This window comes from Pseudomonas sp. NCHU5216 (assembly GCF_052156495.1).
Classification (GTDB): domain Bacteria; phylum Pseudomonadota; class Gammaproteobacteria; order Pseudomonadales; family Pseudomonadaceae; genus Aquipseudomonas.
This window is the reverse complement of the sequence record NZ_JBQLIX010000004.1, coordinates 73,353-95,937: the sequence shown is the minus strand read 5'-3', so window position 1 is coordinate 95,937 and position 22,585 is coordinate 73,353. Positions and strand designations below refer to the sequence as shown.

The window sequence follows — 22,585 nt, the reverse complement described above, 5'->3', positions numbered from 1 at the left end:
CAAGCTGCAAGAAAAAGCGGGCGGTACAACCACTTGTAGCTTGAAGCTTGAGGCTTGCAGCTCGTGAAGGCCCCCGTCTGGTTCCCGCAAAGCTTCTTCGCCCGCACCCTCTGGCTGGTGCTGGTCGTCGTGCTGTTCTCCAAGGCGCTGACCCTGGTTTATCTGATGATGAACGAGGACGTACTGGTCGACCGCCAGTACAGCCACGGCGCGGCGCTGACCCTGCGCGCCTACTGGGCCGCCAATCCGGACGACCGCGATCACATCGCCGATGCCGCCGGGCTCAAGCGCACCCCCAGCGATCAGGTGCCGGCCAATGAGCAACACTGGCCGTACAGCGAAATCTTCCAGCGGCAGATGCAGACCGAACTCGGCCCCGATACCGAAACCCGGGTGCGCGCCACCACGCCCCCCGCGCTCTGGGTGCGGGCGCCGAGCCTCGGCGACGGCTGGGTGCGGGTGCCGATGTACCCGCACCCCTTGCGCGGCCAGCGGATCTGGAGCGTGCTCGGCTGGTTCCTCGGCATCGGCCTGATTTCCACCGGCGCCGCCTGGATCTTCGTGCGCCAGCTCAACGCCCCGCTCAAGCGTCTGGTGTTCGCCGCCCGCCAGCTTGGCCAGGGGCGCAGCGTGCGCCTGCCGATCAGCGATACGCCAAGCGAGATGACCGAGGTGTACCGCGCCTTCAACCAGATGGCCGAGGATGTCGAGCAGGCTGCCCGCGAGCGCGAGCTGATGCTCGCCGGCGTGTCCCATGACCTGCGCACGCCGCTGACGCGCCTGCGCCTGGCCCTGGAGTTCATGGACAGCGACACCGAGCTGACCGACGACATGGTGCGCGACATCGAGGACATGGACGCCATCCTCGACCAGTTCCTCGCCTTCATCCGCGATGGTCGCGGCGAGCCGGTGGAGGAAGCCGACTTCCCCGAACTGGTACGCGAAACCCTGGCGCCCTACAACCAGGGCGCCGAGCGCGTGCGCCTGTGCCTGGAGAGCATTCCACCCTTCCCGCTGCGCCGCGTGTCGATCAAGCGTCTGCTCACCAACCTGGTGGAGAACGCCCTCAATCATGGCGGTGGCGATGCGGTGGAAGTGGTCGCCAGCCTGGCCGGCGACCAGAGTGCGCCTTATGTCGTGCTGAGCGTGCTGGATCGTGGCAACGGTATCGATCCCGCCGAGCTGGACAGCATCTTCAACCCCTTCATCCGCGGTGATCGCGCCCGTGGCGGGCGTGGCACCGGCCTGGGCCTGGCCATCGTCAAGCGCATCGCCGCGCAGCACGGTGGCAGCGTCGAGCTGCGCAACCGCAGCGGCGGAGGCCTGGAGGCGCGGGTGCGTTTGCCGCTGGGGCTGTTGTTGCCGCGCGATGCGGTCTGAGGGCGGAGCGGTGGATTACCAGGTCAGGCTGTTGCCGAGCAGGCGGGCGCGCTGGCCATAGGGCCAGGGGAAATTGCTGTCGCCGTGGCCGCTGGGCAGGTCGCCGTACAGGGGGATGCCCAGCGGTGCCAGGTACTCGGCGAAGATTTCTTCGAGGCTGTGGTGCACGCCGCGCCGTGGACAGTCGGTGAAGCTACCCAGGCATACTGCGCGGGGGTGCTGGCCGGCAAAGCTGTGCAGCAGTTGCCAGAGGCTGCGCTCCAGGCGGTAGTAGGGCTCGCCGACATCCTCCAGAATCAGGATCGCATCCTCGACCAGGCGCAGCCCGGCCTCGGTGCCGCAGGCGCTGGCCAGGGCCGTGAGGTTGCCGCCCTGCAGGCGGCCTTCGATGGCCAGTTGCGGGCCGCTGATATGGCGCAGCGGCAACTGCCGGAGCTGGCCCTTGAGCAGGCTCCATAGCGCCTGCATCGAGGCCAGGCGCTCGCGCTGGCCGCCCGGCGCTGCCAGTGTCTGATGGCCCAGTGCCGTGGCCACCGGGCCGTGGATGGCCGGCAGATCATGCTGAGCAAAGGCTTCCAGCAGGATCGACAGATCGGAGAAGCCGATCAGCGGGCGCGGGCTGGCTTGCTGCAGCAGTTTCCAGTCGATATCCGCCACCAGTTGCGCGCAGCCATAACCGCCACGCAGGCACCAGACGGCGTCGATGTCCGGCAGGCTGAAGGCCTGATGCAGGTCGTCCAGGCGTTGCTCCGGCGTGCCAGCCAGATAGCGGTGGCGAGCGCGCACGTGCCGGCCCAGGTGGTAACGGATGCCCAGCACCTCGAGCTGTGCCAGGGTCGCTTCCAGCACCTCTTCGGCGATGGCCGAGGCGGGAGCGATCAGTGCCAGGCGACCGCCGAACGGCGTGCTCATCCGCGCCCCTTGGTGCGGGTCTGGCCGTGTTCGGCGTTCTTCTCCAGGTGCTCGATGATCATGCCGGCGACATCCTTGCCGGTGGTGGTCTCGATGCCTTCGAGGCCCGGTGAGGAGTTCACCTCCATCACCAGCGGGCCATGGTTCGAGCGCAGGATGTCCACCCCGGCGACGTTCAGGCCCATCACCTTGGCCGCGCGCACGGCGGTCATGCGCTCCTCCGGGGTGATCTTGATCAGGCTGGCGCTGCCGCCGCGATGCAGGTTGGAGCGGAACTCGCCGGCCTTGGCCTGGCGCTTCATGGCTGCGATTACCTTGTCGCCGACCACGAAGCAACGAATGTCGGCGCCGCCGGCCTCGCTGATGTATTCCTGCACCATGATGTCCTGCTTGAGGCCGAGGAAGGCCTCGATCACCGACTCGGCGGCCTTGTGCGTCTCGGCCAGCACCACGCCCATGCCCTGCGTGCCTTCCAGCACCTTGATCACCAGCGGCGCACCGCCGACCATCTGGATCAGGTCGGGGATGTCGTCGGGGGAGTGGGCGAAGCCGGTCACCGGCAGGCCGATGCCCTTGCGCGACAGCAGTTGCAGGGCGCGCAGCTTGTCGCGCGAACGGCTGATGGCCACCGATTCGTTGAGTGGGTAGACGCCCATCATCTCGAACTGGCGCAGCACCGCGCAGCCATAAAAGGTCACCGAGGCACCGATGCGCGGGATCACCGCATCGAAGCCTTCCAGCGCCTGGCCACGGTAGTGGATCTGCGGCTTGTGGCTGGCGATGTTCATATAGGCGCGCAGGGTGTCGATCACCTGCATCTCATGCCCGCGTTGCTCGCCAGCCTCCACCAGGCGGCGGGTGGAATACAGACGCGGGTTGCGCGACAGCACGGCGATTTTCATTGGGCACCTGAGGAAAGGGATGAGGGCAGGGCGGGTTTGTCTTGTACGTAGCTCAGCGCCGGGTTGACCAGCAGGCCACCGGCGACCAGCGCCTTGGAGCCGAGCAGCACGCGGTAACGCATGGTCTTGCGGCAGGCCAGGGTGAATTCCACCGGCCACAGGCGATCACCCAGGGCCAGTTCGGTACGGATCACGTAGCGGCTCTGTGCCTGGCCATTGGAACTCTTGATGCGTCGCACCGACACCAGTGGCGCTTCGCAGCGATGGCGGCGCTGCACCTGGGTGCCGAGGTAGGCGGTAAAGCGCACCCAGTCCTCGCCATCGCGCTGGAACGGCTGGATATCGCTGGCATGCAGGCTGGAGGTGCTGGCGCCGGTGTCGATCTTGGCGCGCAGGCCGACGATACCCAGCTCGGGCAGGTTGATCCATTCGCGCAGGCCGATCACGCTGAGAAGGTCGATGTTTTTCAAAACGACGGTGTTCCCCCGTGACTGACAGGGCCTATAGTTCCGCGCATTCTAGATGCGCTGTGTGACAACTGCATCAGGGATGCACGCACGAGTGGCATGCTTGAACCAACAGAGTGTGAGATGAGCGAAAAAGACGACGACAAGGTAAGGCTGGACAAATGGCTGTGGGCGGCACGTTTCTACAAGACCCGTGCGCTGGCCAAGGCGGCCATAGAAGGGGGCAAGGTGCATCATCGCGGTGAGCGTTGCAAACCCAGCAAGGAGCCCAAGGTGGGTGACGAGTACGTGCTGCGCACCGGTTTCGACGAGCGCACTGTGCAGGTGCTGGCGCTTTCCGCCGTGCGCCGTGGTGCGCCGGAGGCACAGCTGCTCTATCGCGAGACGGAGGATAGCATCGCCCGCCGCGAACAGGCCGCGGCGTTACGCAAGGCCGGTGCCCTTGGCGTGCAGACCGAGGGTAGGCCGAGCAAGAAGCAGCGCCGGCAGATCCACCAGTTCAACGAGCAGCAGAGCGGCGGCCTGCGCCACCCCTGGGACGATGAGGACTAAGCACAGGTCTGTAGGAGCGAGCTCTGCTCGCGAATGCGACCGCGAAATTCGCGAGCAGAGCTCGCTCCTACCCTAGGCCGTGTTCCTCAGTCCGTAGCCCGGATGCAATCCGGGAAATCACGGCGACCATTCCCGGATTGCATCCGGGCTATACTGCTTTCAGCGCCCGCTGATGACGCTGATGCGCCCCAGCAACGGCAGCCTGGCCAGGCGCGAGGTGAGCGGCAGGGTGACTTTCTCCAGCCACTCGCTGGCGCGGTAACCCAGCGGCGTGTAGCAGCCCCAGGCCATGCCGGTCAGGCTCAGCAGCACGCCGCCGACGAAGGCGTCCGAGCCCCAGTGCGCGCCGGCCACCAGGCGCGGCAGCATGCCGATCACGGCAATCGCCCAGACCAGCGCCAGGCGCCAGCCGCGGGCGAAGAAGCTGAGGAAGAAGGCCCAGATCATCAGTACCGAAGCGTGGTCACCAGGGAAGCTGCGGCTGGCGCTGTCCTTGAGATCCCAGCGTTCTTCCCAGGCCGGGAACATCTCGGTCAGGCGAGCGCTGCCTTCCACCGCCAGCGAGGCGCTCTGGCGTTGCCAGCCCATGTACTCGACCAGGTCGGAAAACAGCACGCGAATCAGCAGCATCACCACCAGCATGACCAGGAAGGCGTAGAGCGCGCGACGTACCTGCGGCCCCTCGAACACCAGGTTGGCCTTGAGCATTACCGCCAGCATCACCACGCCGACGCCGGCGTCCACCGGGCGCATGCTGCCGATGGCCCAGATATGCGCCCACAGCCCGCCAGCATGCACCGGGTCGTTGAGCAGGTGGAACAGCCACAGGTCGAAGGCGTCCCACAGTTGCCGCGTAGGCTGCCACAGCCAACTGGCGAGCAGCAGCAGGCTGACGATATGGCAGATCAACAGTGGTTTTGGCCGCCACTGGGTATTGAGGAAGGAGGTCGACATGAAAAGTCCCTTTGCAGAAATATGACAGCTCTACCCTAAGCGCGCGCATATTAGACCCTTGGTCGATATATGCAATGTGACCTGATGCTCGGTTCAGGCCTTATTCAGATGTGAAGCAGCCCTGTCGACCGGCTCGACGTCCGGGCCTTGGTTGCAGGGGCATTTGTGCATAAAATCGCCAGCCTTTTTCGAGACCCTGGGCAGACCGCCATGAACGACTTCAGCCAACGCTTCCTGTTCGACGACACCGACGTGCGCGGCGAGCTGGTCGCCCTGCGTGAAAGCTATGCCCACGTGCTGGCCAAGCACGCCTACCCGCAGCCGGTGGCGCAATTGCTCGGCGAGATGATGGCCGCCGCCGCGCTGCTGGTCGGCACCCTCAAGTTCGACGGCCTGCTGGTGCTGCAGGCACGTTCCGAAGGGCCGTTGCCGCTGCTCATGGTCGAGTGCTCCAGCGCCCGCGAGCTGCGCGGCATCGCCCGCTACGATGCCGAGCATATCGGTGCCGATGCCGATCTGCAGAGCCTGATGCCCGAGGGTGTGCTGGCCATCACCATCGACCCGGCCAAGGGCCAGCGTTACCAGGGCATCGTCGCCCTCGACGGCGTGGATCTGGCCGAGTGCCTGTCCAACTACTTCGCCAGCTCCGAACAACTGCCGACGCGCTTCTGGCTCAAGGCCGACGGCCAGCGTGCCCGTGGCTTGCTGCTGCAGCAGTTGCCGCCGCACCATCAGAGCGAGCCCGAGGCACGCGCCGAGAGCTGGAACCACGTGCTGACCCTGGCCGATACCCTCAGCAGCGAGGAGTTGCTGGCGCTGGACAACCCAACGCTGTTGCACCGCCTCTACCACCAGGACAACGTGCGCCTGTTCGATGAGCAGTCTTTGCAGTTCCGCTGCAGCTGCTCGCGCGAGCGCTCCGCCAGTGCCCTGGCCAGCCTCGGCCAGGCCGACGCCGAAGCCCTGCTGGCCGAGCAGGGCGGCAGCGTGGAGATCGACTGCCAGTTCTGCAACGAGCGCTATGTGTTCGATGCCGCTGACATCGCCCAACTGTTCGCCGGGGCCGGTAGCGAAGCGCCGTCACAGACGCGTCACTGATGAACCTGTAGCGCCAATAGACTGTCACTATCGGCGCTAGATCGGATCGGAGGATGCCAAGTAGTTCGCTTTTCTGGCATACTCCCGCGACTTTTTTACCGTGTAGTTGCAGTTGCCCCTGTACTACACAACGTTCGGAAGACTCGGCCAGCGGCCGACGGGGAACCTCATGACGCAAGCCAACAACGCCGTGTACACCGACATCAGCGCCGCGCAACTGGTCGAAGAAGCCATCCGCCGTGGTGAAGGGGAACTGGCCGCCAATGGCGCGCTGGTCGTACGCACCGGCCACCGCACCGGCCGCTCGCCGGCTGACCGCTTCATCGTTCAGGAGCCGAGCACCGAGGCGCAGATCGCCTGGGGCAACATCAACCGTCCGTTCCCGGCCGACAAGTTCGACGCCCTGTGGGATCGCGTCGAGGCCTTCAACGCCGCTCAGGATCACTTCGTTTCCCACGTTCACGTAGGGTCTGCCGAAGCGCACTACCTGCCGGTGAAGATGACCACCGGCACCGCCTGGCAGAACCTGTTCGGCCGTCAGCTATTCATCAACCCCGAGACCTACAACCCGGCTGGCAAGGCCGAGTGGCAGATCCTCAACGTCGCCAACTTCGAGTGCGTGCCGGAGCGTGACGGCACCAACTCCGATGGCTGCGTAATCATCAACTTCGCCGCCAGGAAAGTGCTGATCGCTGGCATGCGTTATGCCGGTGAAATGAAGAAGGCCATGTTCTCCGTGCAGAACTTCCTGCTGCCGGAAAAGGACGTGCTGCCCATGCACTGCGCCGCCAACATCGGCGAAGAAGGCGACGTCACACTGTTCTTCGGTCTGTCCGGCACTGGCAAGACCACCCTGTCCGCCGACGAGTCGCGTTACCTGATCGGTGACGACGAGCACGGCTGGGGCGAGGGCGTGGTGTTCAACGTCGAAGGCGGTTGCTACGCCAAGTGCATCGACCTGTCCGAGAAGAACGAGCCGGTGATCTGGAAAGCCATCCAGTTCGGCACCGTGCTGGAAAACGTCGTGCTCGACGAAGAGCGTGTACCGAACTACGCCGATGACAGCCTGACCCAGAACAGCCGCGCTGCCTACCCGCTGGAGTACGTCGAGAAGCGCAGCGAGAAGAACCTGGGCGGCGAGCCGAATGCCGTGATCTTCCTCACCTGCGACCTGACCGGCGTACTGCCGCCGGTGTCGATCCTCAACAACGAGCAGGCGGCCTACCACTTCCTCTCCGGCTACACCGCGCTGGTCGGTTCCACCGAAATGGGTTCCGGCGGCGGCATCAAGTCGACCTTCTCCACCTGCTTCGGCGCGCCGTTCTTCCCGCGCCCGGCCGGCGTATACGCCGAGCTGCTGATCAAGCGCATCAACGCTTTCGGCTCCAAGGTCTACCTGGTCAACACCGGCTGGACCGGCGGTGGCTACGGTGTCGGCAAGCGCTTCAACATCCCCACCACCCGTGGTGTGATCGCCGCCATCCAGAGCGGCGCGCTGATCGGTGCCGAGACCGAGCACCTGCCGATCATCAACCTGGACGTGCCCAAGTCGGTGCCGGGCGTCGACACCAACCTGCTCAACCCGCGCAACACCTGGGCAGACAAGAACGCCTACGACGAAGCCGCCAAGGGTCTGGCCAAGCTGTTCATCGACAACTTCGCCAAGTTCGACGTCAGCGACGCGATCAAGAACGCCGGCCCGCAGCTCTGAGCTGAACCGCACAAAAGAACCGCCTTCGGGCGGTTTCTTTCTTTTAGCGGCAAGCTGCAAGCCACAAGCTGCAAGTAGAAGCAAAAGCGTACTTTCGTCTTTGGCGATATGCTCGAAGCCAACTCGGCAGGCTTGTCACTTGAGGCTTGCCGCTTGTAGCTTGTAGCTGCTTCAAAGGAGTGAAAGCACATGTCTACCCTCAAGCGCGTCTTCGGTTTCGATAAGCTGCGCCCCGGCCAGGAGGCGGTGATCAGCGCCGTGCTCGCCGGCCGTTCGGCGGCGGCGATCTTTCCCACCGGCTCGGGCAAGTCGCTGTGCTATCAGCTACCGGCCCTGCACCTGCCGCACCTGACCCTGGTGATCTCGCCGCTGCTGGCGCTGATGCAGGATCAGTTGGCCTTCCTCCATGCTCACGGCATCGCGGCGGCCAGCATCGATTCGGCGCAGAGCCGCGAGCAGAGTGCCGAGGTCATGGCCCGTGCGCGCAGCGGCGAGCTGAAGATCCTGATGATTTCGGTGGAGCGCCTGAAGAACGAGCGCTTCCGTAACTTCATCGCTCAGGTGCCGATCTCCCTGCTGGTGGTGGACGAGGCGCACTGCATCTCCGAATGGGGCCACAACTTCCGCCCGGATTATCTCAAGCTGCCCGACTACCAGCGCCAGTTCGGCATCGCCCAGGTGCTGCTGCTGACCGCCACGGCGACGCCCAAGGTGATCGCCGACATGCGCGAGAAATTCGCCATCGCCGAGGCGGACGTGGTCACCACCGGCTTCTATCGCGCCAACCTCAACCTGCTGGTGGAGCCCGTGCCCGGTGGCGCCAAGTTGCAACGTTTGCAGCAGTGGCTGGCACCGCGTCGTGGTCAGGCCAGTATCGTCTACGTCACCCAGCAGAAGACTGCCGAGCAGGTGGCCGAGCGCCTGCAAGGGCAGGGCCTGGCCGTCAGCGCCTATCATGCCGGCATGGCCCATGAGGCGCGCGAGTCGATCCAGCGGCGTTTCATGGCCGGTGAACTGGAGTGCATCGTCGCCACCATCGCCTTCGGCATGGGCATCGACAAACGTGATATCCGCAACGTGGTGCACTTCGACCTGCCCAAGTCGGTGGAGAACTACAGCCAGGAGATCGGCCGCGCCGGGCGCGATGGCCAGGCTTCGGACTGCCTGGTGCTGGCCAGCCGCGATGGCCTCAGCGTGCTGGAGAACTTCGTCTACGGCGATACCCCGGAGCTCTCCGGCATTCGCGCGGTGCTCGACGACCTGCGCGCAGTGGGCACGGGCGGGCAATGGGAGCTGATGCTCAATCAGCTGTCGGAGCTGAGCAATATCCGTGCGTTGCCGCTCAAGACCCTGCTGGTGCAACTGGAACTGCGCGGCATCATCGCGCCGCGCTATGCCTATTTCGCCGAGTATCGCTACAAGTTGCTCCTGGAAGACGATGTACTGCTGACCAAGTTCGAGGGCGAGCGGAGCCAGTTCGTCGAGGCCATCCTGGCTTGCTCGAAACGGGCACGCACCTGGGCGACGCTGGACTTCGACGCGCTGTATCAACAGTACGGTGCCGAGCGGGCGCGGGTGGTCAAGGCGTTGGATTACTTCCAGGAAAAGGGCTGGGTCGAGCTGGAAAGCAAGCAGATGACCGAGGTCTACGCCGTGCTCGATGCCGAGTTCGCGGTGGACACCCTGGCCAATGATCTGCACGCGCACTTTCGCGCCCACGAGGCCAGCGAGATTGCCCGTATCCAGGCCATGCTCGCCTTGTTCGAGAGCCGTGAATGCCTGAGCCGACGCCTGGCCCTGTACTTCGGTGATGAGCAGGCGCCTGAGCACTGCGGGCATTGCTCGGTCTGCCAGGGCCAGGTCGCCATACTGCCACCGGCGCCGGAGCTGCCGCCGTTGAACGCTCGCGATCCCCAGGCGCTGTGCGCCGCCTTCGTCGAGAAGCACCAGCAGCACACCGGGCAGATGCCCAGCCACGAGTGCCTGACGCGTTTTCTCTGTGGGGTGACCACGCCGCTGCTGACCAAGCTCAAGGCGCGGCAACTGGCCGGCTTTGCCGCGCTGGAGGATTACCCCTACGCGGAAGTACGTGCCTGGTTGCAGGGCGCCTAGCCAAGGCGCATGCAAGCCTTCGCCTGCCGCCTGCCGCCTGCCGCCTGCCGTGTAGGGTGCGCTACGCGCACCGATGACCTGGCGTGAAGTGCTCGCTGCGCACGGCGCACCCTACGGGGTAGCGCGTTGCCCTTCGCGCACTGTCCAGTCCACCAGTTCCTGCGTCAGGTGGTCGCCGGCCTGGCCGAAGGCGGCCACTACCGCGGCCACCGAGGTATCGCTCGCCGCTTGGCTGGCGCTGAAGCGGCGGCTGGCGAGGATGCGCTGATCGCGTACGTCCACCAGGCGCACATCGAGCTGGATCAGCGCCTCGGGGTGGCCGTCGCGGTACTGGCTATGGAAGCGGCGCAGGTCGCTGACCAGTTCCAGATCCGCTTGCAGATGCTGATCCTCGGTGCTCAGGGCGGCGATCCGGCCATCGTCGTTGAAGGCGTCGAGCAGGCGCTGACGCAGCAGTTGCGGGGTGCGGTCGCTCCAGCGCGCGCCCTGGTAGGTGTTGATCCGGCCAGGCTCGGGCAGTACCACGATGCGCGTGCCGTCGAGTAGCTGGCCGCTGCTCGGCGTATTGATACGCAGCGACCAGTCGACGGCGGGAGCATGGCTTGGCAGCGGCGTGGCGGGCAGCAGGTAGGTGTCCAGCGGTTCGCTCTGCGGCAGCAGCGAGCAGGCACCGAGCAGGCTGGCCAGCAGCAGGAGGGAAAGACGCTTCATGGTTGGAACTCCTTGATGCTGTCGTTGCGCAGCAGGTAGCCGGCTGGGTCCTGTTCCAGGCGCTGCGAGAAGCTGCGCAGGGCGCCGAGGGTGTCACGCAGCTCGCCGATGGCCGGGCCGAGTTGGCTGAGGCCCTGCATGCCGCTGTCCAGGGCCTGGCGATTGTTGTCGAGCAGTTGCTCCAGGGTGCGGCTGCTGCGCTCCAGCGAGGCGCTCAGGCGTTCCGTGTTCTCCAGGGTCTGCCTGCCCTGTCCGTCGAGCAGGCGGTTGGCCGTGCGCAGCAGTTCGCCCGCCTCACGCGTGGCGCTGGCTACCTGCTGCAGCGCGCTGCTCAGCTCCTGGCGCTGCCCGGCCAGGCCAGCGGTGGCCTGTTCCAGATTGGCCAGGGTGCGGCTGACATGCGCGGTGTTGTCGTCCGAGAGCAGGCGGTTGGCCTGATCCAGCAGGCGGGTGATGCCCAGCACCAGATCCTCGCCATTGGACATCAGCCGTGACAGCGGCGAAGGGTCGGCGATGATCACGCCGAGGTGGCCGTCCTCGCCCTTGAGCAAGGTGCTGCCGGTGGTGCCGCCGTAGAGCTGGATCACCGCCAGGCCGGTGATACTGGTGATCGCCAGGCGGGCGTGGGTGTCGCTCTTGATCGGGGTATCGCCGCCGACGCGGATGCGCGCGCGGACGATGCTCGGATCCCTGGGGTCGAGGCCGAGGGCGATGACGTCACCGATGCGGATGCCGTTGTACTGCACCGCGCTGCCCTTGGACAGGCCTGTCACGTCTTCGTGGAAGACCACTTCGTAATCGTTGAAGGCCTTGTCGGCGCCCACCTTGCCCAGCCACAGGGCGAACAGCAGGGCGGCGCCCACCGTGACTACGGTGAACAGGCCGATCAGGACGTGATGGGCTCTGGGTTCCATTCAATCGCTCCTGGCCGCGCTGGCGGCCTGTGCGGCTGCGCGTCCACGCGGGCCGTGAAAGTAATTCTGAATCCAGGCATCGTCGCTGGCTGCCACCACTTCCAGGCGGTCGGCGATCAGCACCTTCTTCTGCGCCAGCACCGCCACCCGGTCGCAGATGCTATGCAGGGTGTCCAGGTCATGGGTGACCAGAAACACGCTCAGACCCAGGCTGTCGCACAGGGTGCGGATCAACTGATCGAAGGCCGCCGCGCCGATGGGGTCGAGGCCAGCGGTGGGCTCGTCGAGAAACAGGATGTCCGGATCCAGCGCCAGGGCGCGGGCCAGGGCGGCACGCTTGACCATGCCCCCGGACAGCGCGCTGGGGTATTTGTCGCCAGCACCCAGCGGCAGACCGGCCAGGGCGATCTTGACCTGGGCCAGGTGCTCGGCGTTGGCCCGTGACAGCCCGGCATGCTCGATCAGCGGCAAGGCGATGTTCTCGGTCACGGTCAGCGAGGAGAACAGCGCGCCGCGCTGGAACAACACGCCGAAGCGCCGTTCCAGTTGCGAGCGCTGCGTGGCGGGCAGCGTCGACAATTGCTGGCCGAATACCCGCACGCTGCCCGAACTGGGTTGGCGCAGGCCGACGATGCTGCGCAGCAGCACCGACTTGCCGGTGCCCGAGCCGCCGACCACGCCGAGAATCTCGCCACGGTACAGGTCGAGATCCAGATGCTGGTGCACCACCTGGCTGCCGAAGCGGTTGCTCAGGTCGCGCACCTTGATGATGCTTTCCCGGCTCACCAGCCCATCTCCATGAGAAACAGCGCCGCCAGGGCGTCGAGCAGAATCACCACGAAGATCGACTGCACCACCGCCGAGGTGGTGTGCTCGCCCACCGATTGTGCGCTGCCGCTGACCTTGAAGCCTTCCAGGCAGCCGATCAGGGCGATCAGGAAGGCGAAGATCGGCGCCTTGAGGATGCCCACCAGAAAATGCGTCAGCTCGACGTTCTCCCGCAGGATCGACAGGTACATCACCGGCGGAATGTCCAACGCCACCGCGCAGACCATGCCGCCGCCGAGCAGGCCGCTGAGCATGGCGACGAAGGTGAGCATGGGCAGGGCGAGGAGCATGGCCAGCAGGCGCGGCAGCACCAGCAACTCTATGGGGTCGAGGCCGAGGGTGCGGATGGCGTCGATCTCCTCGTTGGCCTTCATCGAGCCGATCTGCGCGGTGAAGGCGCTGGCGGTGCGGCCGGCGAGCAGGATGGCGGTGAGCAGCACGCCGAACTCACGCAGGAAGGAGAAGGCCACCAGGTTCACCGTATAGATGCTGGCGCCGAAGTCGGCGAGGATGGTGGCGCCGAGAAAGGCCACCACCGCGCCGACCATGAAGGTCAGCAGGGCGACGATGGGCACGGCGTTGAGCCCGCATTGCTCGAGGTTGGCCAGCAGCGCGGTGATGCGCCAGCGCCGTGGCCGTAGCAGCGAGGCCAGCAGCGTGCTCAGGGTCAGCCCGATGAAGCCGAGCAGGGCCGTGGCCTGTTCCCACATCTCCTGCATTTCCACGCCGATATGCCCGAGCACTTCGCGCACTGCCGAGGGTTGGGCGTGTTCCACCGGCGCCTGTTCACCGGCCATGGCGTCGGCCACGGCCAGCAGCAGCGCCTGGCGCCGCGCTGGCAGCGTCGCCGCCTGCTCGCGCAAGCGCTGATCGCCCAGCAGTTGCAGGAGCAAGGCCGCGCCTGCGGTATCCAGTGCGCCGAGCGCCTGCAGATCCACCTGTGCAGTGCCGCCCTGGTGCTGCTGGATGCGCGCTTGCAGCTCGGTGTAATGAGCCAGCGTCCAGTCGCCACCGATGTGCAGCGTGCTGTCCGGCATTGGGCGAATGAAGGGGGCGGAGGAAGTCATGGCGACAGCTTAGCCGTGCGTCCGTCATCCATACCAGCCCTGGTTCGAGGGTTTCCATGACCGAAGTCATGGCGAATCTCCTACAAGATTTTGTATGAACCGGGCGCTGGTAGCGCTGGCAGGACGCCAGTACACTTATGTGACCCATATCACGCATGCGGCTGCCCTGTGGGCGACACATGACCTGACAGTGAAGGAACTACTGCCATGAAAGAGCAACGCCATCTGCCCGCACTGCGTGCCCACATCGAACTGCTGCTGAGCAGAGGTTGGATCATTGCCAACCGCAGCCCGCTGACGCTGCAGAACGGTCATCGCAGTTATACCGTTGCCCACGGCATGCTGATCAGCGAACAATCCGCACGGGTTGCCTGAGCCGCTTGGCCTGCTGCTGCGTCAGCCTTTGCGCCACGGCGCAACAAGGTTTTTCGTAACCGCATATTGCTCAACTACGACCGCGGCATTCCTCTATGTCCGCGCATAACGGGCTTCGAGCGTCATTCTGACGTTTCATCTGCATGACATCGTGCATCTCCTGCGTCTTGGTCTGAACCTGGTCTGTGCCTATAACGAACGGATACCCGTTCGAGAGGAGTCACGCCATGCCCAGTCGCCGTCAGTTCCTCCATGCGGGCGCCAGCCTGGCAGCCTTGACCGCCCTGGCGCCCTGGTTGTCATCCGCCGCCTTCGCCTCCGGTTCCCTGCTCACGCGGCCCATTCCCAGCAGCGGCGAGGTGTTGCCGGTAATCGGTCTGGGCACCTCGCGCACCCATGACGTGGCGCTGGACGACAAGGCCCTGAAACCGCTGCGCGAGGTGCTGCGTACCCTGGTCAACGGCGGCGCCAGTCTGGTGGATACCGCGCCCAGTTATGGCCGTGCCGAGGCCGTGTGCGGGGCGTTGGCCGCCGAGAACGGCCTGCGGCGCAAGTTGTTCCTGGCCAGCAAGGTGTCATCCACCGGGCGTGAGGCAGGGCGGCGGCAGATCGAGGCCAGCTTCGCCGCCCTGCGCAGCGACACCATCGACCTGATGCAGGTGCACAACCTGCAGGACACTCGCACCCAGCTCGAGCTGCTGCGTGAGCTCAAGGAGCAGGGCCGGGTGCGTTACATCGGTGTGACCCACTATCTGGATTCTGCCCACGAACGCCTGCTCGAAGTGCTGCGTGAGGAGCCGGTGGATTTCGTCCAGTTCAACTATTCCGTCGCCGAGCGCAACGCCGAGCGCGAGCTGCTGCCCTACTGCGCCGACAAGGGCATCGCCGTGCTGATCAACCGGCCCTTCCAGCGCGCCGCGCTGTTCGACCATGTGCGCGGCAAGGCACTGCCGGATTGGGCCACGGTGGAGCTGGGCGCCACCTCCTGGGCGCAACTGATGCTCAAATTCATCCTTGCCAACCCGGCGGTGACGGCGGTGATTCCGGCCACTTCCAATCCGCGCTACATGGCCGACAACCTGCAGGCCGGGCACGGGCGCATGCCCGACGCCACGCAGCGCCAGCGCATCATCGAGCTGTTCGCCTGAAATGCAGGCGCTCACGCGGCGCCTGGCGCAGGCCATCGATGCCCAAGCCGAGGAGCTGGCTGCGGTGCTGGCCGGCTTCGCCCTGTTCTTCTGCCTGTTCGCCGGCTATTTCATGCTGCGGCCGATCCGCGAGGCCATGGGCATCACCGGCGGGGTGGAGAATCTGCAATGGCTGTTCAGCGCCACCTTCGTCGTCATGCTGCTGGCAGTGCCGCTGTTCGCCTGGCTCAACTCGAAGGTGCCACGCCTGCATTTCATCGACTGGGTGTACGGCTTCTTCTGCCTCAACCTGCTGACCTTCGTCCTGCTGTTTCGCCTCGACCACGACAGCGTCTGGCTGGCGCGGGTGTTCTACGTATGGATCTCGGTCTACAACCTGTTCGTCGTCTCGGTGGCCTGGAGCCTGATGGCCGATGTGTTCGACGCGGCCCAGGCGCGCCGCCTGTTCGCCTTCATCGCTGCCGGTGCCAGCGTCGGTGGTTTGTGCGGGCCGCTGCTCAGCACCCTACTGGTCGGCACCATTGGTGAAGCGGGGCTGATGCTGTTGGCGGCGGTGCTGCTGGGCGTGGCCATGGTGCTCAAGCGCTACCTGATGGGCTGGCGTGAGCGTCAGGGCGCCGGACGACCGGGGGCGGTGTCCAGCGAAAGTCCGCGGCGGCCGGTACCGGGCAATCCCTTCAGTGGGCTCACGCGCATGCTGGGCTCGCGTTACCTGCTGGGCATCGGTGCTTTCATCCTGCTGCTGACTTCGGTCAGCACCTTTCTCTATTTCGAGCAGGCGCGCCTGGTGGCCGAACTGTTCCCCGATCGCGCCGCGCAGGTACGGGTGTTCGGCGTCATCGACTTCGTCGTACAGGCCGGGGCCTTGCTCGCCCAGTTGTTCATCACCGGGCGGGTGGCGCAGAAGCTGGGCGTGCGTGTGTTGCTCTCCGCCGTACCGGCGCTGGTCTGCCTGGGCTTCCTCGGCCTGGCCCTGGCGCCCACCTTCGCCATGCTCGCGGGGCTGATGATCGTGCGGCGTATCGGTGAGTACGCCTTCGTGCGGCCGGGGCGGGAGATGCTCTTCGCCCCGCTGGATGCCGAGAGCAAGTACAAGGTGAAGAACCTTATCGACACCCTGATCTACCGTGGCGGCGATGCCCTCAGTGGCTGGGCCAAGGCTGGCCTTGACCTGCTCGGCCATGGCGCCTGGCTGGTGGCTCTGGTCGGTGCGCTCTGTGCTGCGCTGTGGGGCGTGCTCGGCTGGTATCTGGGTGGGCGTGCCGATCGCCAAGTCGAGAGGTAGGGTGCGCTGTGCGCACCAACATTGCACCACCGATAGTCCCGTAGCCTGGATGCAAGCTGGGGAAGGTTGCCAGCGTCTCCCGGATTGCATCCGGGCTACAGTGAGCCGTGGCCAATATGCAAAGCGTTGCCCTGGACGCGTTCAGGTGTCGCCGGCCACCGCGATGATTTCCTCGATCAGCCATTGCAGGGCAGCGTCACGTTGGCGTTGCGCCAGGCTGACCACTTCCAGATGGAAGGGGCCGATGGCGAAGGGCAGCTCGAACAGTTGCAGCGGCAGCAGCGTGGCGAAATGCCGGGCCAGGGCGGTGGGCAGCACGGCGGTCAGCTCGCTGCCGGCGACGATGTGCGCGGCCTGCAGGTAGTTCGGCGTGGTGTAGAGAATCTGCCGCGCCAGGCCCTGTTCCCCCAGCCACTGATCGACCATGCCGCGAGTCTGCCCGCCGTGCACCCAGAGGTGGCGTAGACGCAGGAAGGTGGTCAGATCCGGTTGGCCCTGCAACAGCGGGTGGCCGTTGCGCGCCGCCAATCTGAGTGTCTCGCTCATCCAGTGACGGCGGGCGAAGCGCGCGGGAATTTCGTCGAAACGGCCCAGCACCAGATCCAGCTCGCCCTTGTCCAGCGCCTCCATTGGCAGGCTGGGGCTGAGGTGGCGGATATCGATGCCGATGCCCGGCGCCTTGTGGCTGAGGCGGTCGAGCAGGCGCGGCATGCATACCAGCTCGACATAATCGGTGACGGCGATGCGGAAGCGTTGGCGGCTTTCGCCCGGCTCGAAGGACTCGCCGGCATTCAGGCTCTGCTCCAGTTGGCGCAGCGCGCTGCGGATTGGTGCCTCCAGGGCCAGCGCCCGTGGCGTGGGCTGCATGCGCCGGCCCACGCGCACCAGCAGCGGGTCACCGAGCAGCTCGCGCAGGCGATTCAGCGCATTGCTCACCGCCGGCTGGCTAAGGGCCAGGCGTTCGGCGGCGCGGGAAACGTTCTGTTCGCGCAGCAGGGCATCGAGCACGCGCAGCAGGTTGAGGTCGAAATTAGCGAAATTCATCTACTGAATACGTCGTATCACAAGACTAAATTTCAAAAATAGTAGCGGCTTGCTTATCGTGACCCAAGCTTCTGGGTGCCTTTAAAAACGTAGGCGAGGCAGTCAGCGCAAGGCGAAAACAGGCGAAAAAGCGGAGTTTACGGGTTGTAAATGAGCATTTTGAGCCTGTTTTTAACGCAGCGATGACAACGCAGGTAGTTTTTAAGGGTGCCCAGCCTGTTCGTGCACGAGAGGAATAACAATGAACAAAGTCGTCTCGCCGCTTCGCTGTGCCGCCGTGATCGGCGCCGGCACCATGGGCCGCGGTATCGTTATCAGCCTGGCCAATGCCGGCCTGCGCGTGCTGTGGCTGGACAACAACCCGCAGATGGTTGAGGCCGGCCTGGAGATGGCCGAGCAAACCTGGGCGCACAACGTCGCCAAGGGCCGTATCGACTCCGCCGAGGCCGCAGCGCGGCGGGCGCGCGTCGAGGCCGTGGACGGCTACGCGGCGCTGGCCGAGGCCGACCTGGTGATCGAGGCGGTGTACGAGAACCTCGAACTCAAGCAAAGCATCTTCCGTGAACTGGATGGGGTGATGAAGCCTGGTGCCATCCTCGCCAGCAACACCTCGGCGCTGGATATCGACGCCATCGCCGCCGTCACCTCGCGGCCGGAATGCGTGCTGGGTCTGCACTTCTTCAGCCCCGCGCACATCATGAAACTGCTGGAAATCGTGCGCGGCGGCAGGACTGCGCCGGCCGTGCTCGAGGCCGCTCAGGAACTGGGCGCGCGCATGGGCAAGGTGGCGGTGGTGGCGGGCAACTGCCACGGTTTCATCGGCAATCGCATGCTCCACACCTACGTGCGCGAGGCGCGCATGCTGCTGCTCGAAGGCGCCTGGCCGCATCAGGTGGACGCCGCCTTGCAGGGCTTCGGCTTCGCCATGGGGCCGTTCCGCATGTACGACGTGGTCGGTATCGACCTGGAATGGCGTGCCCGCGAGCTGGCCGGCCAGGGCCAGGACGACCCGGCGGTGCAAGTGGACAACCGCCTCTGTGAGCTGGGCCGCTTCGGCCAGAAGAGCGGCAAGGGCTACTACCTCTACGCACCAGGCAGCCGCCAGGCCGAGCATGACCCCGAGGTGGACGCCCTGGTGCAGGCCGAGGCCGAGCGCCTGGGCTTCGCCCGCCGTGACATCGGTAACGAGGAGATTCTCGAGCGCTGCCTGCTGGCGCTGGTCAACGAGGGGGCGAAGATTCTCGAAGAGAAGATCGCTGCCAATAGCCACGACATCGATCTGGTCTACCTCAATGGCTACGGCTTCCCTGCCGAGCGCGGCGGGCCGATGGCCTGGGCCGATGGCGAGGGCGTCGCGGCCATCCGTCAGCGCCTGTTGCACCTGGCCGAACGTTTCGGCGCACACTGGCAGCCGGCGGCGCTGATCGAGCGCCTGGCCAGCGACAACAAGCGTTTCAGTGACGTACAGGAGGGCCAGGTATGAGCTATCAGGCACCATTGCGCGATATGCGCTTCGTGTTGCACGAACTCTTCGATGCAGCGGATCACTGCCAGCGCCTGGGCAACGGCCTGGATCGCGAGCTGATCGACGGCGTGCTGGAAGAAGCGGCGGCCTTTGCCGCTGGCGAGATCGCCCCGCTCAATCGCAACAGTGACGAGGAAGGCTGCCACCTGGAAAACGGTCAGGTCAGTACACCCAAGGGTTTCGCCGAGGCCTACCGGCAGTACGTGGATAACGGCTGGGCGAGTATGACCGGGCCTGTGGAGTACGGCGGCCAGGGCTTCCCGCAACTGGTGGCTTTTGCCTTTCATGAGATGCTGATGGGCGCGTCGCTGTCTTTCCGCATCTACTCCGGGCTGACCGAGAGCGCCGTGCTGGCGTTGCACAAGCACGGCAGCGAAACGCTGAAGCAGCAGTATCTGGACAAGCTGGTCAGCGGTCAGTGGACCGGCACCATGTGCCTGACCGAGCCGCAGGCCGGCACCGACCTGGCCCTGCTGCGCACCCGCGCCGAGCCACAGGCCGACGGCAGCTACCGGGTCACCGGCAACAAGATTTTCATCAGCGGCGGCGAGCAGGATCTGTCGGAGAACATCATCCACCTGGTGCTGGCACGCCTGCCGGATGCGCCGGCCGGGGTGAAGGGCATCAGCCTGCTGCTGGTGCCCAAGTTCCTGCCCACTGCCGAGGGCGCGCCGGGTGAGCGCAACGCCCTGAGTTGCGGCGCCATCGAGCACAAGATGGGCATCAAGGGCGCTTCCACCTGCGTGATGAACTTCGATGGCGCCACGGCTTATCTGGTGGGCGAAGCCAACCAGGGCCTGGCCTGCATGTTCACCATGATGAACGACGCGCGCTTTCAGGTCGGCCTGCAGGGCTTGGGCATAGGCGAGGCGGCCTTCCAGGGTGCGCTGCATTACGCCCGCGAGCGTTTGCAATCGCGTGGGCTGGCAGGGACGCAGGCGCCGGACAAGGCAGCCGACCCGATCATCGTTCACCCCGACGTGCGACGCATGCTGCTGACCCAAAAGACCCTGGTCGAGGGTTGCCGCATGCTGGCGGCCTACACCGCGCGCCAGCTCGATCTGGAGCACGGCGCCGACTCGCCAGAGGCACGCAAGGCGGCCGGCAAGCGCGCGGCGCTGCTGATCCCCATCGTCAAGGCATTCTTCACCGACATGGGTCAGGAGGTGGCCAGCCATGCTGTGCAGGTCTATGGCGGCCACGGCTTCATTCGCGAATGGGGCATGGAACAACTGATGCGCGACAGCCGCATCACCCAGCTCTACGAAGGCACCAATGGCATCCAGGCACTGGACTATATCCGCCGCAAATTGCTGGCGGATGGTGGCGCCGAATTGACTGCCCTGCGGGGCGAGTTCAGTGCGCTGTGTGATGTCCAGGCCTCGCGCCCGGCGCTGAAGGAAATGGCGAGCGTCGTGCAGGCCCGCCTGGACGAGTGGCGTGAACTGAGCAGTGGCGTGATTGCTGCCTGCCAGCGCGACCCGCAGGAGATCGGTGCCACTTCGGTGGATTTCCTCCAATACTCGGCCTATGTGCTGCTGGCCGGCTTCTGGCTACAGGCCGCGGCGCGGGCGCAGGATGTGCTGGACGCGGGCAGCGGCGAGGCATCCTTCTACCATGCCAAGCTGCACAGTGCCGAGTTCTACCTGCGCCGCGTGCTGCCGCGCGCCAGCGCGCACCGCGAAGCGCTGTTGGGTGGTGCCGATTGCATGATGGTCATGGCCGAGGACTGCTTCGCCTTCTAGCTTGGGTTATTGGTGCGCGCAGCGCACCCTACAGATGAGGCATGCTGCCCCGTAGCAAGTAGGGTGCGCTGTGCGCACCATCCGCAAGAGCAACCCCGGATTGCATCCGGGCTACAACAAGAGGAGCAATCCCATGCATCCCTTCAGCTTCGCCACCACCGCGCAGATGCTCTGCGAATCCGGCGCCAGCCTGCGCCTGGCCGAACTCTGCCGCGAGCGCGGCGCCCAGCGCGTGCTGATCGTCACCGACCCGGGCATCACCCGTCTGGGCCTGCTCGAACCCTTGCTGCCGGGCTTCACCCGCGCCGGCATGGCCGTGCAGGTCTTCGACCAGGTGCTGGCCGACCCGCCCGAGGCCGTGGTGCTGGCAGCCGTGGCCCAGGCCCGCGAGCTGCAGGCGGAGCTGGTGGTGGGCTTCGGTGGCGGCAGCTCGATGGACGTGGCCAAGCTGGTGGCCTTGCTGGCCCATCCCGATTGCGCCCAGGCGCTGAGCGATATCTACGGCGTGGGCAATGCCCGTGGTCGGCGCCTGCCGCTGATCCAGGTGCCGACCACTGCCGGCACCGGCTCCGAGGTGACGCCCATCGCCATCGTTACCACCGGCGAAACCACCAAGATGGGCGTGGTTTCACCGCTGTTGCTGCCCGATCTGGCCCTGCTCGACGCTGACCTGACCCTCGGCCTGCCGTCGGCGGTGACCGCTGCCACCGGCATCGACGCCATGGTGCATGCCATCGAGGCCTATACCAGCGCCTTGAAGAAGAACCCGCTTTCCGACCTGCTGGCGCGTGAGGCGCTGCGCCTGCTGGCAGCCAACCTCGACGAGGTGGTGCACAACGGCGGTAACCGCGAGGCGCGCCAGGCCATGCTGCTCGGCGCCTGCCTGGCTGGCCAGGCCTTCGCCAACGCGCCTGTGGCGGCAGTGCATGCCCTGGCCTATCCGCTGGGCGGGCATTTCCATATTCCCCATGGGCTGTCCAACGCTCTGGTGCTGCCGCAGGTGCTGGCCTTCAATGCACCAGCCGCTGCACCGCTGTATGCCGAGCTGGCGCCGCTGGTCTTGGGCGAGCGCCTGCGTGCGGGCAGTGCGGCGGCGCACACCGAGCAACTGATCGAAGCCCTGGCCGCGTTCAGCCAGCGCAGCGGCCTGCCGACGCGCCTGCGCGATGCTGGGGTCAGCGAGGCCATGTTGCCGACACTGGCGGCGGACGCCATGCTGCAGCAGCGCCTGCTGGTGAACAACCCGCGTGAAATGAACGAGCAGCAGGCCCTGGCCATTTATCAGGCGGCCTATTGAAGCGACATTGCCGCTGGTGCGCGCGGCGCACCCTACGTGTCGGCGCTATTTCGTCGTAGGGTGCGCCGCGCGCACCACACCATCCAAAGGACTCTCGATGAGCCAACCCCAACACCTGCGTGGCGACTACTGCCACTTCCAGCCGATCACCACGCGCTGGCACGACAACGACCTCTACGGCCACGTCAACAACGTTACCTACTACAGCTACTTCGACAGCGCTGTGAATGCCTATCTGATCGCCGAGGGTGGGCTGGATATCCATGACGGCGAGGTGGTGGGCTTCGTGGTCAGCTCGGCCTGCGACTACTTCGCTTCCATTGCCTTCCCCGATGCCATCGAGGTCGGTTTGCGAGTCGGCAAGCTGGGCAACAGCTCGGTGCAGTACGAGCTGGCGATCTTCAAGGCCGGTGAGGAACAAGCCTGCGCTGCTGGGCGCTTCGTGCATGTGTTCGTCGAGCGCGCGAGCAACCGCCCGGTGACCATTCCCGAGCCGCTGCGCTCGGCGTTGGCGGCATTGCTGAGGGAATGACAGCGGTGCGCACGGCGCACCCTACC

At 65.6% G+C, this 22,585-nt stretch carries 21 protein-coding genes; 12 read left to right on the top strand and 9 right to left on the bottom strand.

The window, feature by feature from the left end:
* The first annotated feature begins 63 nt into the window (after window positions 1-63).
* A complete protein-coding gene (locus ACSVIK_RS04770; protein ID WP_442443224.1) occupies window positions 64-1,380 on the top strand; it encodes an ATP-binding protein in 1,317 nt (438 codons plus the stop codon).
* A 15-nt stretch (window positions 1,381-1,395) separates the two neighbouring features.
* Here the strand turns inward: ACSVIK_RS04770 and ACSVIK_RS04765 are convergent, their stop codons facing one another.
* Genes ACSVIK_RS04765 through rimB form a run of 3 tightly spaced genes read right to left on the bottom strand, consistent with a single transcriptional unit; the run spans window position 1,396 to window position 3,664 of the window.
* Window positions 1,396-2,292, bottom strand: a complete 897-nt coding sequence (locus ACSVIK_RS04765) for a S66 peptidase family protein (protein WP_442443223.1) — start codon at window positions 2,290-2,292, stop codon at window positions 1,396-1,398.
* Window positions 2,289-3,194, bottom strand: a complete 906-nt coding sequence (rimK, locus tag ACSVIK_RS04760; RefSeq protein ID WP_442443222.1) for a 30S ribosomal protein S6--L-glutamate ligase — start codon at window positions 3,192-3,194, stop codon at window positions 2,289-2,291. The genes ACSVIK_RS04765 and rimK overlap by 4 nt, the downstream gene beginning before the upstream one ends.
* Complete coding sequence (rimB, locus tag ACSVIK_RS04755) at window positions 3,191-3,664, bottom strand: retropepsin-like aspartic endopeptidase RimB (protein WP_442443221.1); 474 nt, start codon at window positions 3,662-3,664, stop codon at window positions 3,191-3,193. The genes rimK and rimB overlap by 4 nt, the downstream gene beginning before the upstream one ends.
* Before the next feature lie 120 nt (window positions 3,665-3,784).
* On the opposite strand from rimB, the gene ACSVIK_RS04750 reads away from it, so the two are divergent.
* Window positions 3,785-4,213 carry an RNA-binding S4 domain-containing protein gene (locus ACSVIK_RS04750; RefSeq protein ID WP_442443220.1) on the top strand — a complete coding sequence of 143 codons (429 nt, stop codon included), beginning with the start codon at window positions 3,785-3,787 and terminating at the stop codon, window positions 4,211-4,213.
* A gap of 159 nt (window positions 4,214-4,372) precedes the next feature.
* Here the strand turns inward: ACSVIK_RS04750 and ACSVIK_RS04745 are convergent, their stop codons facing one another.
* Window positions 4,373-5,167: a phosphatase PAP2 family protein gene (locus ACSVIK_RS04745; RefSeq protein WP_442443219.1), complete on the bottom strand. Its 795-nt coding sequence runs from the start codon at window positions 5,165-5,167 to the stop codon at window positions 4,373-4,375.
* Between the two features lie 210 nt (window positions 5,168-5,377).
* Between ACSVIK_RS04745 and hslO the strand changes: the two genes are divergently transcribed.
* The 3 genes from hslO (at window position 5,378) to ACSVIK_RS04730 (ending at window position 10,088) form a co-directional block, all read left to right on the top strand.
* Window positions 5,378-6,265 carry an Hsp33 family molecular chaperone HslO gene (gene hslO, locus ACSVIK_RS04740; RefSeq protein ID WP_442443218.1) on the top strand — a complete coding sequence of 296 codons (888 nt, stop codon included), beginning with the start codon at window positions 5,378-5,380 and terminating at the stop codon, window positions 6,263-6,265.
* A 169-nt stretch (window positions 6,266-6,434) separates the two neighbouring features.
* Window positions 6,435-7,976, top strand: a complete 1,542-nt coding sequence (locus tag ACSVIK_RS04735) for a phosphoenolpyruvate carboxykinase (RefSeq protein WP_442443217.1) — start codon at window positions 6,435-6,437, stop codon at window positions 7,974-7,976.
* Between the two features lie 189 nt (window positions 7,977-8,165).
* Window positions 8,166-10,088, top strand: coding sequence for a RecQ family ATP-dependent DNA helicase (locus ACSVIK_RS04730; RefSeq protein ID WP_442443216.1), 1,923 nt, complete (start codon window positions 8,166-8,168; stop codon window positions 10,086-10,088).
* A 111-nt stretch (window positions 10,089-10,199) separates the two neighbouring features.
* On the opposite strand, the gene ACSVIK_RS04725 is transcribed toward ACSVIK_RS04730, so the two are convergent.
* From ACSVIK_RS04725 to ACSVIK_RS04710, 4 genes are read right to left on the bottom strand one after another with little or no spacing between them, the layout of a single operon-like run.
* Window positions 10,200-10,799, bottom strand: coding sequence for an ABC-type transport auxiliary lipoprotein family protein (locus tag ACSVIK_RS04725; RefSeq protein WP_442443215.1), 600 nt, complete (start codon window positions 10,797-10,799; stop codon window positions 10,200-10,202).
* Window positions 10,796-11,713 (bottom strand): MlaD family protein, encoded by a 918-nt coding sequence (locus ACSVIK_RS04720; RefSeq protein ID WP_442443214.1) that lies wholly within the window; start codon window positions 11,711-11,713, stop codon window positions 10,796-10,798. The genes ACSVIK_RS04725 and ACSVIK_RS04720 overlap by 4 nt, the downstream gene beginning before the upstream one ends.
* The gene (locus ACSVIK_RS04715; RefSeq protein WP_442443213.1) at window positions 11,714-12,499 is read right to left on the bottom strand and encodes an ABC transporter ATP-binding protein; all 786 of its coding nucleotides are present in this window, start codon (window positions 12,497-12,499) and stop codon (window positions 11,714-11,716) included.
* Complete coding sequence (locus ACSVIK_RS04710) at window positions 12,496-13,608, bottom strand: MlaE family ABC transporter permease (RefSeq protein ID WP_442443212.1); 1,113 nt, start codon at window positions 13,606-13,608, stop codon at window positions 12,496-12,498. Before ACSVIK_RS04710 ends, ACSVIK_RS04715 begins: the two co-directional genes overlap by 4 nt.
* 207 nt (window positions 13,609-13,815) lie before the next feature.
* On the opposite strand from ACSVIK_RS04710, the gene ACSVIK_RS04705 reads away from it, so the two are divergent.
* The 3 genes from ACSVIK_RS04705 to ACSVIK_RS04695 all read left to right on the top strand — a co-directional run bounded on the left by ACSVIK_RS04705 (window position 13,816) and on the right by ACSVIK_RS04695 (window position 16,416).
* On the top strand, window positions 13,816-13,983 hold the full coding sequence (locus ACSVIK_RS04705; protein ID WP_442443211.1) for a hypothetical protein: 168 nt from the start codon (window positions 13,816-13,818) through the stop codon (window positions 13,981-13,983).
* Window positions 13,984-14,210: 227 nt separating this feature from the next.
* Window positions 14,211-15,131 carry an aldo/keto reductase gene (locus ACSVIK_RS04700; protein ID WP_442443210.1) on the top strand — a complete coding sequence of 307 codons (921 nt, stop codon included), beginning with the start codon at window positions 14,211-14,213 and terminating at the stop codon, window positions 15,129-15,131.
* A gap of 1 nt (window position 15,132) precedes the next feature.
* A complete protein-coding gene (locus ACSVIK_RS04695) occupies window positions 15,133-16,416 on the top strand; it encodes an NTP/NDP exchange transporter (RefSeq protein ID WP_442443209.1) in 1,284 nt (427 codons plus the stop codon).
* Window positions 16,417-16,557: 141 nt separating this feature from the next.
* Here the strand turns inward: ACSVIK_RS04695 and ACSVIK_RS04690 are convergent, their stop codons facing one another.
* The gene (locus ACSVIK_RS04690) at window positions 16,558-17,460 is read right to left on the bottom strand and encodes a LysR family transcriptional regulator (protein ID WP_442443208.1); all 903 of its coding nucleotides are present in this window, start codon (window positions 17,458-17,460) and stop codon (window positions 16,558-16,560) included.
* A gap of 241 nt (window positions 17,461-17,701) precedes the next feature.
* Here ACSVIK_RS04690 and ACSVIK_RS04685 point away from each other — a divergent pair, with 241 nt between their 5' ends.
* From ACSVIK_RS04685 to ACSVIK_RS04670, 4 genes are all read left to right on the top strand, one after another.
* Window positions 17,702-18,943 carry a 3-hydroxyacyl-CoA dehydrogenase NAD-binding domain-containing protein gene (locus ACSVIK_RS04685; RefSeq protein ID WP_442443207.1) on the top strand — a complete coding sequence of 414 codons (1,242 nt, stop codon included), beginning with the start codon at window positions 17,702-17,704 and terminating at the stop codon, window positions 18,941-18,943.
* On the top strand, window positions 18,940-20,730 hold the full coding sequence (locus tag ACSVIK_RS04680) for an acyl-CoA dehydrogenase C-terminal domain-containing protein (RefSeq protein WP_442443206.1): 1,791 nt from the start codon (window positions 18,940-18,942) through the stop codon (window positions 20,728-20,730). Before ACSVIK_RS04685 ends, ACSVIK_RS04680 begins: the two co-directional genes overlap by 4 nt.
* A 133-nt stretch (window positions 20,731-20,863) precedes the next feature.
* Window positions 20,864-22,027, top strand: a complete 1,164-nt coding sequence (locus ACSVIK_RS04675; RefSeq protein ID WP_442443205.1) for an iron-containing alcohol dehydrogenase — start codon at window positions 20,864-20,866, stop codon at window positions 22,025-22,027.
* Window positions 22,028-22,124: 97 nt separating this feature from the next.
* Window positions 22,125-22,559: an acyl-CoA thioesterase gene (locus tag ACSVIK_RS04670; RefSeq protein WP_442443204.1), complete on the top strand. Its 435-nt coding sequence runs from the start codon at window positions 22,125-22,127 to the stop codon at window positions 22,557-22,559.
* Window positions 22,560-22,585: the final 26 nt, after the last annotated feature.

Coding starts and splice junctions, on each gene's coding strand:
- ACSVIK_RS04765 (WP_442443223.1), bottom strand. CDS start 2,292: ATGAGCACGCCGTTCGGCGGTCGCCTGGCACTGATCGCTCCCGCCTCG.
- rimK (WP_442443222.1), bottom strand. CDS start 3,194: ATGAAAATCGCCGTGCTGTCGCGCAACCCGCGTCTGTATTCCACCCGC.
- ACSVIK_RS04750 (WP_442443220.1), top strand. CDS start 3,785: ATGAGCGAAAAAGACGACGACAAGGTAAGGCTGGACAAATGGCTGTGG.
- ACSVIK_RS04745 (WP_442443219.1), bottom strand. CDS start 5,167: ATGTCGACCTCCTTCCTCAATACCCAGTGGCGGCCAAAACCACTGTTG.
- hslO (WP_442443218.1), top strand. CDS start 5,378: ATGAACGACTTCAGCCAACGCTTCCTGTTCGACGACACCGACGTGCGC.
- ACSVIK_RS04735 (WP_442443217.1), top strand. CDS start 6,435: ATGACGCAAGCCAACAACGCCGTGTACACCGACATCAGCGCCGCGCAA.
- ACSVIK_RS04730 (WP_442443216.1), top strand. CDS start 8,166: ATGTCTACCCTCAAGCGCGTCTTCGGTTTCGATAAGCTGCGCCCCGGC.
- ACSVIK_RS04725 (WP_442443215.1), bottom strand. CDS start 10,799: ATGAAGCGTCTTTCCCTCCTGCTGCTGGCCAGCCTGCTCGGTGCCTGC.
- ACSVIK_RS04720 (WP_442443214.1), bottom strand. CDS start 11,713: ATGGAACCCAGAGCCCATCACGTCCTGATCGGCCTGTTCACCGTAGTC.
- ACSVIK_RS04710 (WP_442443212.1), bottom strand. CDS start 13,608: ATGACTTCCTCCGCCCCCTTCATTCGCCCAATGCCGGACAGCACGCTG.
- ACSVIK_RS04705 (WP_442443211.1), top strand. CDS start 13,816: ATGAAAGAGCAACGCCATCTGCCCGCACTGCGTGCCCACATCGAACTG.
- ACSVIK_RS04700 (WP_442443210.1), top strand. CDS start 14,211: ATGCCCAGTCGCCGTCAGTTCCTCCATGCGGGCGCCAGCCTGGCAGCC.
- ACSVIK_RS04695 (WP_442443209.1), top strand. CDS start 15,133: ATGCAGGCGCTCACGCGGCGCCTGGCGCAGGCCATCGATGCCCAAGCC.
- ACSVIK_RS04690 (WP_442443208.1), bottom strand. CDS start 17,460: ATGAATTTCGCTAATTTCGACCTCAACCTGCTGCGCGTGCTCGATGCC.
- ACSVIK_RS04685 (WP_442443207.1), top strand. CDS start 17,702: ATGAACAAAGTCGTCTCGCCGCTTCGCTGTGCCGCCGTGATCGGCGCC.
- ACSVIK_RS04680 (WP_442443206.1), top strand. CDS start 18,940: ATGAGCTATCAGGCACCATTGCGCGATATGCGCTTCGTGTTGCACGAA.
- ACSVIK_RS04675 (WP_442443205.1), top strand. CDS start 20,864: ATGCATCCCTTCAGCTTCGCCACCACCGCGCAGATGCTCTGCGAATCC.
- ACSVIK_RS04670 (WP_442443204.1), top strand. CDS start 22,125: ATGAGCCAACCCCAACACCTGCGTGGCGACTACTGCCACTTCCAGCCG.